Annotated in this window: 13 protein-coding genes; 6 read left to right on the top strand and 7 right to left on the bottom strand. The window is 73.3% G+C overall.

The features are described from left to right. Positions 1–47 precede the first annotated feature (47 nt). Together PV350_RS34245 and PV350_RS34240 are read left to right on the top strand one after the other, a co-directional pair. The gene (locus PV350_RS34245) at positions 48–1,451 is read left to right on the top strand and encodes a GntP family permease (RefSeq protein ID WP_500337489.1); all 1,404 of its coding nucleotides are present in this window, start codon (positions 48–50) and stop codon (positions 1,449–1,451) included. A gap of 75 nt (positions 1,452–1,526) precedes the next feature. Continuing rightward, positions 1,527–2,447, top strand: a complete 921-nt coding sequence (locus PV350_RS34240) for an MBL fold metallo-hydrolase (RefSeq protein WP_500337488.1) — start codon at positions 1,527–1,529, stop codon at positions 2,445–2,447. A gap of 12 nt (positions 2,448–2,459) precedes the next feature. Here the strand turns inward: PV350_RS34240 and PV350_RS34235 are convergent, their stop codons facing one another. After that, positions 2,460–3,749 carry a glucarate dehydratase family protein gene (locus PV350_RS34235; RefSeq protein ID WP_499511000.1) on the bottom strand — a complete coding sequence of 430 codons (1,290 nt, stop codon included), beginning with the start codon at positions 3,747–3,749 and terminating at the stop codon, positions 2,460–2,462. Positions 3,750–3,862: 113 nt separating this feature from the next. After that, positions 3,863–4,768 (bottom strand): ADP-ribosylglycohydrolase family protein, encoded by a 906-nt coding sequence (locus PV350_RS34230; protein ID WP_500337487.1) that lies wholly within the window; start codon positions 4,766–4,768, stop codon positions 3,863–3,865. A gap of 129 nt (positions 4,769–4,897) precedes the next feature. Between PV350_RS34230 and PV350_RS34225 the strand changes: the two genes are divergently transcribed. Both PV350_RS34225 and PV350_RS34220 read left to right on the top strand, forming a co-directional pair. Next, on the top strand, positions 4,898–5,923 hold the full coding sequence (locus PV350_RS34225) for a phosphotransferase family protein (protein WP_500337486.1): 1,026 nt from the start codon (positions 4,898–4,900) through the stop codon (positions 5,921–5,923). 3 nt (positions 5,924–5,926) lie between these two features. Further along, positions 5,927–7,150 carry an acyl-CoA dehydrogenase family protein gene (locus tag PV350_RS34220; protein ID WP_500337485.1) on the top strand — a complete coding sequence of 408 codons (1,224 nt, stop codon included), beginning with the start codon at positions 5,927–5,929 and terminating at the stop codon, positions 7,148–7,150. Positions 7,151–7,566: 416 nt separating this feature from the next. On the opposite strand, the gene PV350_RS34215 is transcribed toward PV350_RS34220, so the two are convergent. The 4 genes from PV350_RS34215 to PV350_RS34200 are packed head-to-tail and all read right to left on the bottom strand — an operon-like array spanning position 7,567 to position 11,659. Next, positions 7,567–8,553, bottom strand: a complete 987-nt coding sequence (locus tag PV350_RS34215; RefSeq protein ID WP_500337484.1) for an NADPH:quinone oxidoreductase family protein — start codon at positions 8,551–8,553, stop codon at positions 7,567–7,569. Between the two features lie 21 nt (positions 8,554–8,574). Further along, entirely contained in the window at positions 8,575–9,183 is a 609-nt protein-coding gene (locus PV350_RS34210) for a TetR/AcrR family transcriptional regulator (protein ID WP_499511005.1), read from the bottom strand. A gap of 56 nt (positions 9,184–9,239) precedes the next feature. Continuing rightward, positions 9,240–10,895 carry a long-chain-fatty-acid--CoA ligase gene (locus PV350_RS34205; RefSeq protein WP_500337483.1) on the bottom strand — a complete coding sequence of 552 codons (1,656 nt, stop codon included), beginning with the start codon at positions 10,893–10,895 and terminating at the stop codon, positions 9,240–9,242. After that, the gene (locus tag PV350_RS34200) at positions 10,892–11,659 is read right to left on the bottom strand and encodes an SDR family oxidoreductase (RefSeq protein ID WP_500337482.1); all 768 of its coding nucleotides are present in this window, start codon (positions 11,657–11,659) and stop codon (positions 10,892–10,894) included. The genes PV350_RS34205 and PV350_RS34200 overlap by 4 nt, the downstream gene beginning before the upstream one ends. 181 nt (positions 11,660–11,840) lie before the next feature. Between PV350_RS34200 and PV350_RS34195 the strand changes: the two genes are divergently transcribed. After that, on the top strand, positions 11,841–13,145 hold the full coding sequence (locus PV350_RS34195) for a lipase family protein (RefSeq protein WP_499516783.1): 1,305 nt from the start codon (positions 11,841–11,843) through the stop codon (positions 13,143–13,145). Positions 13,146–13,189: 44 nt separating this feature from the next. Here the strand turns inward: PV350_RS34195 and PV350_RS34190 are convergent, their stop codons facing one another. Next, positions 13,190–15,937, bottom strand: a complete 2,748-nt coding sequence (locus PV350_RS34190) for a penicillin acylase family protein (RefSeq protein ID WP_500337481.1) — start codon at positions 15,935–15,937, stop codon at positions 13,190–13,192. Positions 15,938–16,127: 190 nt separating this feature from the next. Here PV350_RS34190 and PV350_RS34185 point away from each other — a divergent pair, with 190 nt between their 5' ends. Then, positions 16,128–16,727, top strand: a complete 600-nt coding sequence (locus PV350_RS34185) for a hypothetical protein (protein ID WP_499511009.1) — start codon at positions 16,128–16,130, stop codon at positions 16,725–16,727. Positions 16,728–17,211: the final 484 nt, after the last annotated feature.

The following is a 17,211-nucleotide window of genomic DNA, read 5'->3' as shown; positions in this document are numbered from 1 at the left end:
CCCGTTCTTCCCTTCCCCCCACCCCCTCTCCCCCCACGGAGTAGAACGTGTCTGCACTCAGCGCCGAGTTGCTGGCCGCGGCGCCGGCGGCGACGGAGCCGATCACCAGCGCGGGCGACACCCAGCTCGCCCTCGCCGCGCTCGCCGGCATCGCGGTGATCGTCCTGCTGATCACCCGCTGGAAGATGCACGCCTTCCTCGCCCTCACCATCGGCACCGGTGTCCTCGGTGCCGTCGCGGGCGCCCCCCTCGCCAAGACCATCACCAGCTTCACCACCGGCCTCGGCACGACCGTCGCCGGCGTGGGCGTCCTCATCGCGCTCGGCGCGATCCTCGGCAAGCTGCTCGCCGACTCCGGCGGCGCCGACCAGATCGTCGACACGATCCTCGCCAGGACCGGCGAACGGCGGCTGCCGTGGGCGATGGCGCTGATCGCCGGCCTGATCGGGCTGCCGCTCTTCTTCGAGGTCGGCATCGTGCTGCTGATCCCGGTCGTGCTGCTGGTGGCCCGGCGCGGCAACCACTCCCTGATCCGGATCGGCGTCCCGGCACTGGCGGGTCTGTCCGTGATGCACGGACTGGTGCCGCCGCACCCCGGCCCGCTCGCCGCGATCGACTCCATCCACGCCGACCTCGGCACCACCCTCGCGCTCGGCGTGCTCGTCGCGCTGCCCACCGTCGCGATAGCCGGGCCGCTCTTCGGGCGGTTCGCCGACCGCTGGGTGAAGGTCACCCCGCCCGAGCACCTCACCCCCACCCGGGCCTCGGACGACCTGGACAAGCGTCCGGGCTTCGCCGCCACCGTGGCCACGATGCTGCTGCCGGTGGTGCTGATGCTCGGCAAGGCGCTGGTGGACGTCCTCGTCGACGACCAGGGCAGCCTGGTCTTCCGGGTCTTCGACGTCATCGGCTCGCCGCTGATCGCCCTGCTGTCCGCCGTGGTCCTGGGCATGTTCACCCTGGGCCGGGCGGCCGGCTTCACCAAGGAGCGGATCTCCACGACGGTGGAGAAGTCGCTCGGCCCGATCGCCGGCATCCTGCTGATCGTCGGCGCGGGCGGCGGCTTCAAGCAGACCCTCATCGACGCCGGCATCGGCAACATGATCCTGAACTGGTCGGACGGCTGGAACATCTCGCCGCTGCTGCTGGCCTGGCTGATCGCCGTCCTGATCCGGGTCGCCACCGGCTCCGCCACCGTGGCCACCATCTCCGCCGCGGGTCTGGTCGCGCCGCTGGCCGAAGGCATGACCTCGACGCACGCCGCACTGCTGGTGCTCGCCGTCGGCGCCGGCTCGCTGTTCTTCTCGCACGTCAACGACGCGGGCTTCTGGCTGGTGAAGGAGTACTTCGGGATGAACGTCCCGCAGACCCTGAAGTCCTGGTCCGCCATGGAGACCGTGATCTCCGTCGTCGGCATCGTCTTCGTCCTGCTGCTCTCGCTCGTCTTGTAGGCGACGCCCCCGCGTCGCCGTCCGGACGCCCTTCCCTGATACGTTCCATGCGTCTGACCAGGGAAGGGCGTCAAAATGTCACAGCTGCACACCGAGCACCCGTTCACCGTGGAGGTCGCTCCCGGGGTCCACGCCTACGTCCAGCCGGACGGGGGCTGGTGCCTCAACAACGCGGGCTGGGTGACCGACGGGCACACGACGCTGCTGGTCGACACCGCCGCCACCGAGCGCCGGGCCCTGCTGCTGCGCGAGGCCCTCCTCGCCTCCGGCGCGCCGATGCCCGCGCACGTGGTCAACACCCACCACCACGGTGACCACACCTACGGCAACGCCGTGTTCGCGGAGGGGGCCCGGATCGTCGGGCACTCCGCGTGCGTCACCGAGCAGGTCGCGGCCGGGCACCAGCTCCACGCGATCTGGCCGGACGTGGAGTACGGCGAGGTGCCGGTGCTCCCGGCGACGGTCACCTACGAGGACCGGCTGACCCTCTACGTCGGCGAGGAGGAGGTCCAGCTCCTGCACCCCGGGGTGGCCCACACCCTCGGCGACACGATCGTGTGGCTCCCGGGGCGCAAGGTCGTCTTCACCGGCGACCTGGTCTTCAACGGCGGCGCGCCGTTCGTCCCCATGGGCTCGCTGGAGGGCTCGCTGCGTGCCCTGGAGGTGCTGCGCTCGCTCGACGCCGAGGTCGTGGTGCCGGGGCACGGCGGCATCTGCGACCCCTCTGTCTACGCCACCGTCGAGGGCTACCTGCGCTTCGTGGGCGAGCTGGCGGCCGAGGGCCACAAGGCGGGACGGACGCCGATGGAGGTCGCGCGGGCGGCCGACCTCGGCGAGTTCGCGACGCTGCGCGAGCCGGAGCGGCTGGTCGCCAACCTGCACCGCGCGTACGCGGAGCTGGACGGCCTGCCGCTCGGCTCGCCGCTGGACCTGATGCCCGTGATCACCGACATGGCCGTGCTGAACGGCGGCCGGATCCCGGAGTGCCTGGCCTGAGGCCCGCCCCGGTCACCAGCGGCGGGCGACCCAGCCGGGCTCGGCCTTGCGCATGGCGGCGGCGTCGTCGCGCTCGTGGAAGGTGCCGTCGTCGTCCAGCCAGCGCCGGTGCAGGGCGTCCAGGGCCGTACGGTCCACTTCCACCCCGAGGCCGGGGGCGTCGGAGACGGGCAGCCGGCCGCCGCGGAACTCGTGGCGGCGGGTGATGACGTCCTCGGTCTGCCAGGGGTAGTGCGAGTCGCAGGCGTGGTGCAGCCCGGGCACGGTGGCGGCGACGTGGGTCATGGCGGCCAGGCTGATGCCCAGGTGGGTGTTGGAGTGCATCGACAGGCCGACCCCGAAGGTGCGGCAGATGGCGGCCAGTTCGCGGGTGTTGCGCAGCCCGCCCCAGTAGTGGTGGTCGGAGAGCACGATCTGGACCGCGTCCTTGGCGAAGGCCTCGGCGATCTCGGGGAAGGTCGTCACGCACATGTTGGTGGCGAGCGGCACGTCGGTGCCTGCGGACACCTCGGCCATCAGGGCGGTGCCCGTGGCCGGGTCCTCCAGGTACTCCAGGACGTCGCCGAGCTCCCGCGCCACGTGCAGCGAGGTCTCCACCGACCAGGCGCCGTTGGGGTCCAGCCGCAGCGGCTGCTCGGGGAACGCCTCCGCCAGGGCCCGTACGGCGGCGATCTCCTCCTCCGGCGCGAACACCCCGCCCTTCAGCTTGAACGAGGTGAAGCCGTGCTCGCGCACCAGCCTGCGGGCCTGCGCCACCACCCCGGCCGGGTCCAGCGCGGCGTCCCAGTCGTCCTTCTCGCCCTGGCCGCCGGGGTGTCCGGCCCAGCGGTAGAAGAGGTAGGCGCTGTAGTCGACGGTGTCGCGGACCTTCCCGCCGAGCAGGGCGTGCACCGGCAGCCCCAGCACCTTGCCGAGGGCGTCCAGGCAGGCCACCTCGAAGGCGGAGACCACCGAGAGCAGCAGTTTGTCGGCGGTCTGGACACCGCGCAGCCCGCCGGCGTCCACCGCGTCGGAGATCCCCTCGGGGGGCGCGCACACCAGCGCCGCGAGCGACGGCAGGTTGTTGAGGTCGTCGACGCGGCAGCCCGGCAGGGCATCCGCCAGTTGCCGGGCGGGTTCGAGGTAGCGGGTGTCGCCGTAGGTCTCCCCGACGCCGCTCACGCCGCCCGCGGTGGTCACCTCGACGATCAGGCGCGGGGTGTAGGGCTGGTGCACGCCTTGGGTGTTGAGCAGCGGCGGGTCGGAGATGAGGACGGGGGTGAGACGTACCCCGGTGATCGTCAGATCCCTGTGCTGTGCCACTGCACGCCACCCCTCGCGTTCATCACGTTCACATATGTGAATCTCATACGTCCACCAGAACGCGACCCTAGGCGGCGTCCGGATGCCCGTCAAGAACGCGCAGGTCGGCGGCGCTACGCCGGTCCGCCAGACGACGCCGGGACCCAGTCCGGCAGCGGCTCCAACGCCGCACGCCAGACGGGCGGCAGCGAGGCGACCCCCGTGCGGGCGGCGATGACCCCGCCGGCGATGGCACAGGTGGTGTCCATGTCGCCGAGCCCGGCGACGGTGTGCCACAGGCCGCCCTCCAGGTCGTCCAGGTACCGTGCTGCGCACCACAGCGCGAAGGGGACGGTGTCCGGCGCCGAGACCCCGTAACCGGAGCCCAGGACCTCGGCCGCGTGCCGCACCGAGGTGCCCTCGGGGAAGCGGCCCGCGGTGCGCAGACCGGAGCGCACGTCGCTCTCGGGGAGCCGCTCGGCCACCGCCGTCAGCAGGTCCTGCGGGGCCGGGCCGCCGCGGCTGCGGGCGGCGAGCGCCACGGCGACGGCTCCGGCGGCGGCCTCGGGGTGGTGGTGGGACACGGCCGCCTGCGCGGCGGCGGCGCGGGCGGCACCCTCCAGGTCGGCGGCGAGCCACGCGCCCAGCGGGGCGACCCGCATCGCGGCTCCGTTGCCGTACGAGCCCTGCCCGCCGAACTGCCCGCCCACGACGTCCGCCCAGGGCTCCCCGGCGCCGATGCGGCGCAGGACGTCGTGCATGGAGGGGCCGTACTTGCGGTACGGGTCGGCGGCGTACGCCGCGGCGAGACCGGCCGCGAGGGCGTCCTGCCCGACGGTTCCGCCGTGCGCCTCGAGGTGCCCGAACAGCGCCAGGGCCTGGGCGGTGTCGTCGGTCCAGTACCAGGGAACGTCCTCGGGGGTGATCCGCCGCGCGATGCCGCCCTCCCGCTCCTCGCGCGGGACGAAGAACCAGCGGTCGCCGAAGGCGTCGCCATGGGCCAGTCCGTACAGCGAGTCGAGGGCGGCGGGCGGGATCATGGCGTCAGTCTCGCAGCGCCGGGAACCGTGGGCACCTGGTTTTCGAGGCGGACGGGGCGGCGGACTGGACGACATACCGACTGGTCGGCATGATAGCCGGGACAGCTTTGGCAGTGGCGAGGAGCAACGATGAGCGGGACGGAGAACCCACCGGGACTCGACCTGGAGCGGCTGCGGCGGCACCTCGACGCCGAGCGGCCCGGGCTGGTGGCGGGCGCGCTCGACGGCGAGCTCATCGAGGGCGGCCGGTCGAACCTGACCTACGCGGTGACCGACGGCGTCTCCCGCTGGGTCGTCCGGCGCCCCCCGCTCGGCCACGTCCTGGCGACGGCGCACGACATGACCCGCGAGCACCGGGTCATCAGCGCCCTGCGCGACACCCCCGTCCCCGTCCCGGGGGCGGTGCTCCTCTGCGAGGACCCCGAGGTCGTCGGCGCGCCCTTCTACGTCATGGACTTCGTCGAGGGCACGCCCTACCGCACCGAGGGACAGCTCGCGGCGCTCGGGCCGGAGCGCACCCGGGACATCGTGCTGCGGCTGGTGGACACCCTGGTGGCGCTGCACGCCGTGGAGCCGCGCGCGGTGGGACTGGACGACTTCGGCAGGCCCGAGGGCTTCCTGGAGCGGCAGCTGCGCCGCTGGGGCAAGCAGCTCGACGCCTCACGCAGCCGCGAGCTGGCGGGCATCGACGAACTCGCGGCGCTGCTCGGCACGCGCCTGCCCGCCTCCGCGCCGGCGGCGGTCGTGCACGGCGACTACCGGCTCGACAATGTCCTGATCGGCGCCGACGACACCGTCCGGGCCATCCTCGACTGGGAGATGTCCACCCTCGGCGACCCGCTCACCGACCTCGGGCTGCTGCTCATGTACAGCGAGCTGCGCCCCACCCCGGGCACCCCGGTCTCCGTCACCGGTGGCGCGCCCGGCCACCCCTCCCCCGCCGAGCTGGTCGAGCGCTACGCGGCCGGCTCCGGCCGGGACGTGTCCTCGGTCGCCTGGTACACCGCCTTCGCCTACTTCAAGCTCGCGGTGATCCTCGAGGGCATCCACTACCGCTACACCCTCGGCCAGACCCTCGGCGCCGGCTTCGACCGGATCGGCGCCCTGGTCCCGGCCTTCATCGACAACGGCCTGCGCAAGCTTCAGGAAGGCTGAGCCATGGATTTCGCGTACGACGCCAGGACCGAGGAACTGCGCGAGCGGCTGCTCGCGTTCATGGACGAGCACGTGTACCCGGCGGAACCGGTCTTCCACCGGCAGCGCGAGGAGGCCGAGGGCGAGGCCGTGTGGTCGGCGCCGCCGGTCGTGGAGGAGCTGAAGGCCACGGCGCGCGAGCGCGGGCTGTGGAACCTCTTCCTCCCCGGCGAGCGCGGCGCCGGGCTCACCAACCTCCAGTACGCGCCGCTGGCCGAGATCACCGGCCGCAGCCCGCACCTCGCCCCGCCGGCCCTCAACTGCGCCGCGCCGGACACCGGCAACATGGAGGTGCTGAGCGAGTTCGGCAGCGAGGAGCAGCGCAAGAGCTGGCTGGAGCCGCTGCTCGCGGGCGAGATCCGCTCGGCCTTCGCGATGACCGAGCCCGACGTCGCCTCCTCCGACGCCACCAACATCGAGACGCGGATCGAGCGGGTCGGCGACGAGTACGTCATCAACGGCCGCAAGTGGTACATCTCCGGCGCGATGAACCCGCGGTGCCGGATCTTCATCGTCATGGGCAAGACCGACCCGGCCGCGGACCGGCACCGCCAGCAGAGCATGGTCCTGGTGCCGCGCGACACCCCCGGCCTCGAAGTGCGCCGCGGCATGCGGGTGTTCGGCTACGACGACGGCGACCACGGCGGCCACGCGGAGGTCGCCTTCCACGACGTGCGCGTCCCCGCGGAGAACCTGATCGGCGAGGAGGGCGGCGGCTTCGCCATCGCCCAGGCGCGGCTGGGCCCGGGCCGCATCCACCACTGCATGCGGCTGATCGGCATGGCCGAGCGGGCGGTGGAGCTGATGTGCCGGCGTGCCACGGGACGTGTCGCCTTCGGCAGGCCGCTGGCGGCGCAGGGGGTCGTCCAGGAGTGGATCGCCGAGGCCCGGGTGGACATCGAGCAGCTGCGGCTGCTGGTGCTCAAGACCGCCTGGCTGATGGACACCGTCGGCAACCGGGGCGCCCACACCGAGATCCAGGCCATCAAGATCGCCACCCCGGAGAAGGTCGGGCTGATCCTCGACCGCGCCATCCAGCTGCACGGCGCGGGCGGCGTCAGCCAGGACTTCCCGCTGGCCGAGCTGTACGCGGCGGCCCGCACCCTGCGGCTGGCCGACGGCCCCGACGAGGTCCACAAGCGCTCCCTGGCCCGCCGTGAACTGAGGCGGTATGCCGAGAACGCCTGACCCGGCACGAAGGACGGCGGCTCCCCCGGGCTCCTCCCCCCGGGGGAGCCCGGGGGAGCCGCCCCCATGCGCGGCCGGTGCGCGGGCGGACGCCACCGGTCAGCGGGCGTCGCCAAGGTGGTCCGTCGCGGTGCCCGGCATCGGTTGCCCGCGCGGTGCGGATTCCGCGCAACCGGGCTCGTGCCCGCCGCCGTACACGCGGGCGGCACGCCCTCGGGGCCGATCCCCCACCTCGGTCCGTCCGCGCGCCGACCCGCGTCATGTGACTTGGGGGGCGAGGACCCGCTCCGCGGGGGCCGGGTCCGCGGGCGAGGTGCCTGCGGACCCGGATCCGGACGCCGGTGCCACCGCGGTGGAGTTGCCGGCCCTCCACCGCGGGGTTTGCCCGGCGCACTCCGGCTCCGTGCGGTGCGCGATCAGCCGGGCAGGACCACCACGCGGCCGGTCGTCGTGCCGTCGGCGACCCGCTGGACGGCGTCGGCGGCACCCTGCAGGGCGACGCGCTCGCTGACGAGGGGCTTGATCGCGCCCTCGGCGGCGAGGCGGGTGAGCTCCTCGTGGCAGCCGCGCACGGCGGCGGGGTCGTGGGCGTTGTACAGGCCCCAGTGCAGGCCGACGATGGAGTAGTTCTTGACCAGCGCGTGGTTGAGGCCGGGGCTGGGGATCGTGCCGCTGGTGAAGCCCACGACCAGGATGCGGCCCTCGAAGGCGATGCACTTGGTGGACCGGGTGTAGGCCTCGCCGCCCACCGGGTCGTACACGACGTCGGCGCCGCGTCCGCCGGTGGCCTCCTTGACGACGGCCACGAAGTCCTCGCAGGTCCGGTCCACGACGACGTCGGCGCCCAGGGCGCGGGCGGCCTTGGCCTTCTCGGGCCCGCCGACCACGCCGATCACCGTGGCGCCCGCCGCCTTGCCGAGCTGGACGGCGGCGCTGCCGACACCGCCCGCCGCGGCGTGCACGAGCAGGGTCTCGCCGGCCCGGAGCGCCGCCCGCCGGTGCAGCCCGAACCAGCCGGTCTGGTAGCCGATGTGGAGGGCGGCGGCCTCGGCGTCGTCCAGCGCGGGGGGCGCGGGCAGCACGCTCGCGGCGGGGACGACGGCGAGTTCGGCGAAGGCACCGCCGGGCAGCGCCGCCGGGGCGATGACCCGGTCGCCGGCGACGTGCCCGGTGACCCCCTCGCCGGCCGCGACGACCTCACCGCAGAACTCGACGCCCGGGGTGAACGGCAGCGGCGGCCGCACCTGGTAGTGCCCGCGGCAGAGCAGCGCGTCGGGGAAGTTGACGTTGGCCGCGCGGACCTTCAGGAGCAGTTCACCGGGGCCCGGCTGCGGGTCGGGGACCTCGTCCAGGCGCATCGCCGCGCGCGGCTCCCCGTTCTCGTGCACTCGCCATGCCTTCATGCGGTCTGCTCCCGGTTCGGTTCAGGGCTGCCGCACGGAGTGCAGCAGCATGTCTGCGAAGTCGGCGGCGACCTGGTCGGCGGAGAGCGGCCCGTCCTCCCGGTACCAGGTGCCGAGGTGGTGCACGGCGCCGAAGAAGAAGTCGACGACGAGATCCGGCCGGACCTCCTGCCGGAACACGCCCTCGCGCTGCCCCTCCTCGACCAGTGCGCGGAACTTCTCGTGGTAGCGGCGGCGGTCGGCCCGCACCGCCTTCTGCTTCTCCGGGCTGAGCTGGTGCATCGACCGGAAGAAGATCTTGGTGTCGTCGAGGTTGCCGATGCTGGTGACGACGACGTCGGCGGCGGCCTCGACCAGGCGTTCCGCCACCGGCGCCGTCTCCTTGCCGGCGATCGCCTCCAGGCGCTGCATCTGCAACCGCAGCACGCGCCCGTAGATCTCGTGCAGGAGGTCGTCCTTGCTGCCGAAGTAGTGGTAGAGCGCGCCCTTGGTGACGCCGGCCGCCTCGACGATCTCCTGCACCGACGTCCGGTCGTATCCGCGCTCGGCGAAGAGGCGGGTGGCCTCGGCGAGCAGCCGCTGGGGGACCGCGGTCGTGGTCGCCTTGGGTGGGGTGGTGCTCCGTGCCATGGCCTGCCCTCTCTCCGTACCGGTGCGCCCGGACAGCATACCGACCGGTATGTGACTCAATCCCGCCGTGCGCGCAGCTCCCTGCGGAGGATCTTGCCGCTCGACGTCTTGGGCAGCTCGGGCAGGACCTCGATCTCGCGGGGGTACTTGTACGCCGCGAGGTGCTCCCTGCAGTGCCCGATCAGCTCGGCCGGGTCCGCCGCGGCCCCCGGGCGGAGGCTGACGAAGGCCTTCACCGACTCGCCCCGGTAGGCGTCGGGGACCCCGACCACGGCCGCCTCGCGCACGGCGGGGTGCGTGTACAGGACGTCCTCGACCTCGCGCGGCCACACCTTGAAGCCGGACGCGTTGATCATGTCCTTCTTCCGGTCGACGACGTAGAGCCAGCCCTCCTCGTCCATGAAGCCGATGTCGCCGGTGCGCAGCTCGCCGCCGGGCAGGGCCTCCTGCGAGGCCTCGGGCCGGTTCCAGTAGCCCGGCACGACCATGGGCCCGCGGACGGCGATCTCGCCGTGCTCGCCGAAGGGCACGTCGGCGCCCTTGTCGTCGATGATGCGCACCAGCGTGCCGGGGCCGGGGACGCCGACCGAGAGCGTCCCGGAGACCGGGTCGACCGGGGCCTCCAGACCGGCCGGGACGCTGGCGCAGGGCGCGGTGCACTCGGTGAGGCCGTACCCGTTGCGCAGGTAGTGGCCGAAGCGGCCGCGGAAGGCGGCGACCAGCGCGGGCGGCACAGGGGCGCCGCCGGAGTAGAGCAGGTGGAAGGAGGAGAAGTCCTCGGCGGTGGCGTCGGGCCGGGCCATGAGCGCCATATAGGCGGTGGAGGGGCCGACCATGTACGCCGGGCGGTGCTCGCGCAGCGCGTCGAGGACGACGCCCGGCTCGAAGCGGTGGGCCAGCGCCACGGTGGAGCCCGCGACGAGGCCGGCGGCCAGCTGGCAGACCATGCCGGTGATGTGGAACAGCGGGGCGAGCGCGAAGAGCGTGGCGCCGTCGGGCAGGACGCTGTGCGCGCGCTGCCGGTCGGCGTTGTAGCTGATGTTGCCGTGGGTGTTCATCGCGCCCTTGGGGACGCCGCTGGTGCCCGAGGTGTAGCTGATCAGCGCGATGTCGCCGGCGGTCAGGCCGGGGTCGGGCAGCGCCGGTCCCGCGGTGCCCGCGTGCGCGGCGGCGAGCAGGTCCTCCGCGTCGTCCGCCGGTGTGCGCCGCTCCGGCAGGACGCGCGCGTCGTTCCGGGTCTGCAGGTCGAGTTCACTGGTCGTCAGCGGGATCCGCACCGGCGAACCGGCCGCGGTCCGGCGGACGTGCGTGTCCCAGGCACGGTCGGAGCAGACCAGGGCGGCCACCCCGGCGTCCTCCAGTACGTGGGCGAGTTCGCGCTCCTTGTACATGGGGTTGACGGGCACGACCGTACCGCCGGCCTTCCAGGCGCCGAGCAGGGCGACGGCGAACTGCGGCACGTTCTGCAGGACGATCGCCAGCCGGTCGCCGCGCGCGAAGCCGCGGGCGGCCAGGTGCCGGGCGAGCCCGTCGGACAGTTCGTCGAGCGCGCGGTAGGTCAGCCGGCCGTCGAAGTACGCGAGCGCGGTGCGGCCGGGGACGCGGGCGACGACCTCGCGGAACGCGTGCAGCAGGGTGACCGGCGGGTCGGGGAGGGTGTGCAGTTCCTCGGCGAAGTGCCGCAGCCAGGGCTTGCCGTCGTACGGGCTCACGCGTCGCGCCCCTCCTCCAGCTTCCGCTGCACCCGGTTCATGCCGTCGATCCAGCGGTCGGTGTCCCCGGCGCGGGCGGTGTAGTAGGCGCCCGCCTCGGGGTGCGGCAGGATCAGGAAGCGCTCGTCGGCGATGCCCTGGAACACGGCCTCGGCGACGTCCTCCGGTTCGATGGCGGTGGGGGCGAGCACGAGGTCGCCGGTGTGCCCCGCCGCGCGCAGCATGTCGGTGCGCACGCCCTGCGGGCAGACGGCGTGGACGCGCACGCCCCGGTGACGGTAGGTGACGGCGAGCCACTCGGCGAAGGCGAGGGCACCGTGCTTGGTCACCGAGTAGGGGGCGTCGCCGACCATCGTCAGCAGCCCGGCGGCGGAGACGGTGGCGATGAAGCGGCCCTCGCCGCGCTCCAGCCATTCCGGGAGCAGCGCGCGGGCGGCGCGCACGTGCGCCATGACGTTGACGTCCCAGACCCGTTCCCAGACGGCGTCGTCGGCCTCGGCCCCGGCCATGGCGCCGATGCCGGCGTTGGCGCAGAACACGTCGATGCCCCCGCCGAGCGCCGCGCGGGCCGGCTCGACGACCGCCGAGGCGTCGCCGGGGACGCAGATGCCGCCGATCTCGTCCGCGACGGTCTTGGCGGCGCCCTCGTTCAGGTCGTTGACGACGACGCGCGCGCCCTGCGCCGCGAATCTCCGGGCCAGCGCCGCCCCGATCCCGCCTCCGGCACCGGTGACCACCACCCGGGCATCGCGCAGCGCTTCCATCGCGTCTCCTTCGACTCGGAACGGCTCCGTTCGGCATACTAAGCGGTCGGTCAGAACTTGGGAAGGGCACGCCGCGCCGGTGCCGGAATTCCCCTCGCGCGGTGTATGGCCGCATCCTCGCCGGATTGGGATGATGCGACCGCATCGGTCCGGGCGAGCCAGGGGGACGGTCATGCCGGAAATGAGTGTCGAGCCGTACTGGGAGCTGACCTTCGACGCGGACGGCGATCCCGACCGGGCGCAGCGCGACCGGCTCACCGCGGGCGTCGGCGCGAAGGGCGTCACCGACCTGCTGGTCTTCTCGCACGGCTGGAACAGCGACCGCTCCGGAGCGACCAGCCTGTACGACCGTTTCCTCGCCCCCGTCCCCGGACTGCTCGCCGGCCGCGCCCGGCCCGGCACGGTCATCGGCTACGTGGGCGTGCTGTGGCCCTCCATGCGCTTCACCGACGAGCCGATCCCCGACTTCGACGCCCTCCTGCCCGGCCCGGAACCGCGGCGGCCCGAGCCGGCGCTCGACGCGGCCACCCGTGACGCGCTCGTGGCGGTCTTCCCCGGCCACGAGGACGAGATCCGCCGGATCGCCGAACTGCTGGAGGAACGCCCCGACGGCGAGGAGCCGTTCGCGGAGTTCGCCGCCCTGGTGCGGCGGCTGACCGGGGTGCCGCCGCAGGCCGTGGCGGGGCTGTGCGCGGACGACACCTCCGACGCGGCGCCGGGGGCCGAACCGGCCGTCCTGTGCGGCGACCCCGTGGCCGCCTGCGAGGAGTACGCCGCGGCCCTGGAGGGCGGCACCGGGCTGCCGCTGGCGGGCGGCGGCTGGACGCGGCTGTGGAACGGCGCCAAGGAGATGCTGCGCCAGGCGACGTACTACGCGATGAAGCGGCGGGCCGGGACGGTGGGCGAGCGGGGCCTCGGCCCCCTCCTGGGCCGGCTCGCGCGGGCCCACCCCTCGCTCTCCGTCCACCTGGTCGGCCACAGCTTCGGCGGCCGGCTGGTCTCCTACGCGCTGCGCGGACTGCCCGACGGGGTACGCGCCGTGAAGTCGGTGACCCTGCTCCAGGGCGCCTTCTCGCACTACGCGTTCGCGTCCCGGCTCCCCCACGACGGGGCCCACGGCGGCGCGTTGAGCACCGCCCGGCTCAAGGTGGCGGGCCCGGTGGTGTCCTGCTACTCCCGCCACGACACGGCGCTCGGCACGATGTACCCGATCGCCTCCCGGCTGGCGGGTGACGACCGGGGGTTCGGGCCCGACCTCGGCGACCGCTGGGGCGCCACGGGCCACGACGGCATCAAGGCGGTCGACGACACCATGGACGTGCCGCTGGCCGAGGCGCTGCGCGGGGCGTTCCCCCGGGCCGGGTGCGTGAGCGTGGACGCCTCGGCCGTGGTGCGCCGAGGGGGGCCGCCCTCCGGGGCGCACAGCGACATCTGCCACCCCGAGCTGGCGCGGATCGTGTTGCGCGCGGGCCGACTCCTGGCCTGAGGCCGTGGGCCGGGCACCGGCCCGCGCGGGCCGTGCACGACGGATCAGCGGTGGGCGGGGAACTCCACGACCTGCTGGTAGGTCGGGCGGTTCTGCCAGCTGATCTTGCCGTGCTTGATGCCGCCGAGGGTGCGGTGGATGACCGTGTCGGCGCACCACTGGTCGCCGGCCGAGCAGTTCTCGTCACCCGGGTACACCTGGGCGGCGGTCCTGGCGGCGGCCTGCTTGAGGGTGCCGGTCAGCACGTCCCGGCAGGCCGCGAGGTCGCCGCCGCCGCAGTACGTGCGCGCCAGGCCGCCCTGCACGGGTTCGCCGAGCACCGTCCGTATGTCCTTGTCGACATAGGACCACCAGCCGTACTGGAAGGAGCTGCCGGCGTGCAACCCGGTCGGGCCGTGCCCGGCCGAGGGCGCCTCGTCGACGGTGAGGTTGGCGGTCAGCGCCGCGTACAGCTCGCTCCCCAGGCCCGGTTCGAACTCGGCCTGGACCAGCAGCGGCCACCACGCGTCCATGATCCGCACCGCGTCGGCGTTGGCGTAGGCGTGCGAACCCGGCGAGGTCTCCCGGCGCTTGGCACCGGCGGCCACCCAGTCGGAGAGCTTGGTGACGGCCGCGGACACCGCGGGGTCGGAGACCGTGCCGCTGCGCAGCACCTTGAGCAGGTCGGGCAGCACGTCCTCGCCGCGCAGGTCGGTCAGGGCCGCGTCGGCCATCGCCCTGGTCAGCTGGGCCCGCGTGACTCCGCCCGCCGCGACCAGCTTCTTCACCCGGTCGTCCAGGAGGTTGCCGCGGTGCACCGAGCCGTTGCCGAACCCGGCCGCGTCGTAGTCCTTGGCCTGCCGGTTGTTCCAGGAGACGTAGTAGTCCTGGCCGACGGACTGCGGGTGCTCCGAGGCGGACGTGTAGTCGGCGGTGTTGTGGGCGGGGTCGAAACCGCGCCACTCGTAGGCGGGTTCGGCCCGGACCGGGAAGGTCGGGTCGACGTCCGCGGCCCGCACCGGGTTGGCGCCGCTGTTGAAGTAGGCGGCCTGCCGGGAGTCGGCGTAGAACCAGTTGAAGGTGTAGTTGATGTGCTGGACGGCCTGCTGGAAGGAGGCCGCGTCGGTGACGGCGGCCGGGTCGTTGAGCATCTGGAAGCCGACGACCGAGTCGGCCTCGTGCATGTAGGAGCTGCGCAGCGACACGTAGGCGACCTTCTTGCCGCCGACCGTGGCGCGGTGCGTCACCGGGCCGTACTCGGTGCGGTAGATCTGCATCCGGTAGGAACCGGCCGCGGTGCCGTCGGCGGTCGTGGGCTTCCAGGAGTTACTGCGTTCCAGCTTCTCCATGGCCGTGCAGGTGCCGCGGTAGAGGTAGTGGACGTCGTCCTGGCAGAGCTCCACCGTGTAGGTGTCGGTGATGTCCTGGGCCGAGGTGGTCGCGCTCCACGCGTAGTCCTGGCCACGGCCCAGCTCCACGTACATGCTCAGACCCGCGAAGGAGGCGCCGCGGGCGCTGATGCCGGGGCCCTGGATCTCCTGGAGCATCAGCAGCTGTGGCGCGAAGTAGCCGGTCTGCGGGCCGAAGACGGCGATCGGGTGGCCGCTCGCGGTGTGCGCGCCGCTGACCAGCAGCGCGTTGGACATGCCCCGGGTGTTCGCGGACAGGGCCGCGGTGGTGGCGGTCTTCGAGGCCGCGGACGCCTTCGCGGTGCCCGCGCTGCCGGTGCGGTCGTAGACCAGCGGCTCCACCGTGACGCTCCCGGTGTCGGGCAGCGCCCTCCCCTGCGGGTTCTCCGGCCGGACGGCGTACGGGAAGCTCCGACCGTCGTGCACGGTCAGGGCCGCCTCGGGGTCGTTGCGCTCGCGGAAGGACTCCCAGACCCTGGTGCCCTCGGTGACCCCGTACTTCTGCTGGGCGGCCAGCAGGGACAGGGCGTTGGTCACCTCGCCACCGCCTCCGGTGCCGAACAGCGCGCCGATCACGGACGCCAGGGCGATCAGGTCGGTGGACTTGAACCTCTCGATGGTGCCGGCGTTGGTGATGGCGTCCTTGTGGCCGGTCAGCACGTACTCACCGGGGAAGTAGCGGCCGCTGTCGGAGGCCGCGATGTAGGCGTTGATCCCGTCGACGTAGGCGTTGACGTCGGCCAGCGCCTGGCGGCCGCGCTCCCCGTTCTGCGTGGCGATCCAGTCGATCTGGGCCTGCAGGTCCTCCTCGGTGTACGGCGCGGCGCGCCAGAACTCCTGCTCCAGCCCCTGGTTCGCGGGGGCGCCGCCGGCGAAGGAGGTCAGCTGGCCGCGTCCCACGTGCCGGAACAGGTCCATCAGCCAGAGCCGGTCCTGCGCCGCGGCGTACCCGGCCCCGAACTCCGTCCCGTACCGGGTCGTGCCGGAGATGTGCGGCACCCCGGTCTTCTTGTCCCGGGTGATCGTCACGTCGCTGCGGGGCGAGGTCGTCGAGGCGACCTGCCCGGACGGGACGCCGAAGGAGGCGTCGTTGAAGAAGTTGTTGATCGTGGCGTCGGTGAGGTTCTGGTACCCGCCGGCCAGGTTCGCGTACGGCCCGAGCTGGTCCTCCGCGTGCTCCGGCTGGGTGCCGAAGATCTGGTTGAGCAGGATCTGGGCGAGGGTGGCGTTGCCGTTCTCACCCGGCGGCAGGATGTCCGAGCACCGCCCCTGGCAGTAGTCGGTGACGGGGGCGGCGTGCGCCGCCATGGGCAGCGGCGCGACGAGGCTCGCGCCCAGGGCGAGGACCGCCGCCGCGGCGGTCGTTCTGAGTTTTGTCCTGAACCTGCCAAATCTGGCTCGCATGACCACTCCTCACGAAGCGCGGTGTGACGCAGGTTACTTCGAAATATGACCCCCCAGTAAGATGAACATGCGTCACGTTTCAGCTACGCCATCCCGGCTGGAACTCGCCGCGCCGGGGATGGATCCGGAACGCCGTCCGTTACGTCCATTCGACAGCGATGCGACACCGACGACGGAGGTGGCACACACCATGGCCGGATTCCGGAGCCTCGCCAGACAGGTGCGCGATCCCCGGCGCTCCCCCACCCAGCGCCGCACCTACCTGCGCAGGTGCCTCGAGCGCTTCGCGCCGTACGGGCACCGCGCGACCTGGGACCACCTGTGCGCCGGCGCGGGGATCGCGCCCGACGACCGCGAGCCGGACCCGGTCCGGCTCGTCACGGCCCTCGCGGAACTGGAGGAGGCGCGGGCGGTCTGGCTCACCTACGAGGGGGAGTTCGCGGCCCGCCGCAAGGAGGAGAAGTTCTACGGCATCCGGCAGCCCGGCGCGCTCGACGACTGGCACCGGCGCACCTGGGGCGGCAACGGGGTCGCCTGGTGCGAGGACCCCCGCGTCCACCCCGACGACCGGCTGGCCGACGTACTGCGGCGCATCATCGCGGCGATCGACGCGGGGCCCGGTACGGGGTGCCCGGTCTGCGGCGAGTCGCACCTGCGGTGGCGGAACGGGCTCAACCACTACCCCGGGGCGGGGCCCGTATGCGGGCGGTGCGGGATCGTGGTCCCGCTCCCGGTCCTCTGCGAGGCCGCGCTCGCGGAGGCGCGCGGTGCGCTCGCCCCCACGGGGTGAGCCTGCGCGCGCTGCCCGTGCTTGCGACCCGGGGTGCCCCTCGCGGCCTGCCTGTTCTTGTGTGCGGGTTGTTTGCGCCTGCGGCGGGCGGTTTCCCCGCCGCCCACCCGATTGCCCGGCGTGGTCAGTGCGGGCCTGCGCTCTGTTGGGTCGGGGCCGCGCCGGCGCACTCCCCCAGCCTTCGGCCGGGGGCCCCCACAGCGCTCGCGGTTTACCCCTGCGTCGTTCGGCACCGCGTTCGCCGCTCGTCTCCCCCAGCCTTCGGCCGGGGGGACCCCCATGGGCGCACCCCGCCACACCATGACGGCCGGTGGGGGGTCAGTGAGGCACTCGCGGCAACCCCGGACGGCCTTCTCACCCCCACCGGCCGTTAGCCGCCCCAACCGGCAGGAGGGGGTGTGGCGGGGTGCCCCCCGGCCGAAGGCTGGGGGCGTACCCCGGCGCGGCACCGACCCACAACGAACGCAGCGAGGCGGTCACTAAT

Origin of the sequence: Streptomyces sp. PA03-6a, assembly GCF_033792765.1 — a bacterium.
In the GTDB taxonomy this organism is placed as follows: Bacteria; Actinomycetota; Actinomycetes; order Streptomycetales; family Streptomycetaceae; genus Actinacidiphila.
Note: the sequence above shows the minus strand (reverse complement) of the source record. Positions and strands in the feature narration are given on the sequence as shown.

Bases quoted from the DNA above. Each gene is read 5' to 3' on its own strand.
- PV350_RS34185 (WP_499511009.1), top strand. From the start codon at position 16,128: ATGGCCGGATTCCGGAGCCTCGCCAGACAGGTGCGCGATCCCCGGCGC.
- PV350_RS34200 (WP_500337482.1), bottom strand. From the start codon at position 11,659: ATGGAAGCGCTGCGCGATGCCCGGGTGGTGGTCACCGGTGCCGGAGGC.
- PV350_RS34195 (WP_499516783.1), top strand. From the start codon at position 11,841: ATGAGTGTCGAGCCGTACTGGGAGCTGACCTTCGACGCGGACGGCGAT.
- PV350_RS34210 (WP_499511005.1), bottom strand. From the start codon at position 9,183: ATGGCACGGAGCACCACCCCACCCAAGGCGACCACGACCGCGGTCCCC.
- PV350_RS34215 (WP_500337484.1), bottom strand. From the start codon at position 8,553: ATGAAGGCATGGCGAGTGCACGAGAACGGGGAGCCGCGCGCGGCGATG.
- PV350_RS34230 (WP_500337487.1), bottom strand. From the start codon at position 4,768: ATGATCCCGCCCGCCGCCCTCGACTCGCTGTACGGACTGGCCCATGGC.
- PV350_RS34240 (WP_500337488.1), top strand. From the start codon at position 1,527: ATGTCACAGCTGCACACCGAGCACCCGTTCACCGTGGAGGTCGCTCCC.
- PV350_RS34220 (WP_500337485.1), top strand. From the start codon at position 5,927: ATGGATTTCGCGTACGACGCCAGGACCGAGGAACTGCGCGAGCGGCTG.
- PV350_RS34225 (WP_500337486.1), top strand. From the start codon at position 4,898: ATGAGCGGGACGGAGAACCCACCGGGACTCGACCTGGAGCGGCTGCGG.
- PV350_RS34190 (WP_500337481.1), bottom strand. From the start codon at position 15,937: ATGCGAGCCAGATTTGGCAGGTTCAGGACAAAACTCAGAACGACCGCC.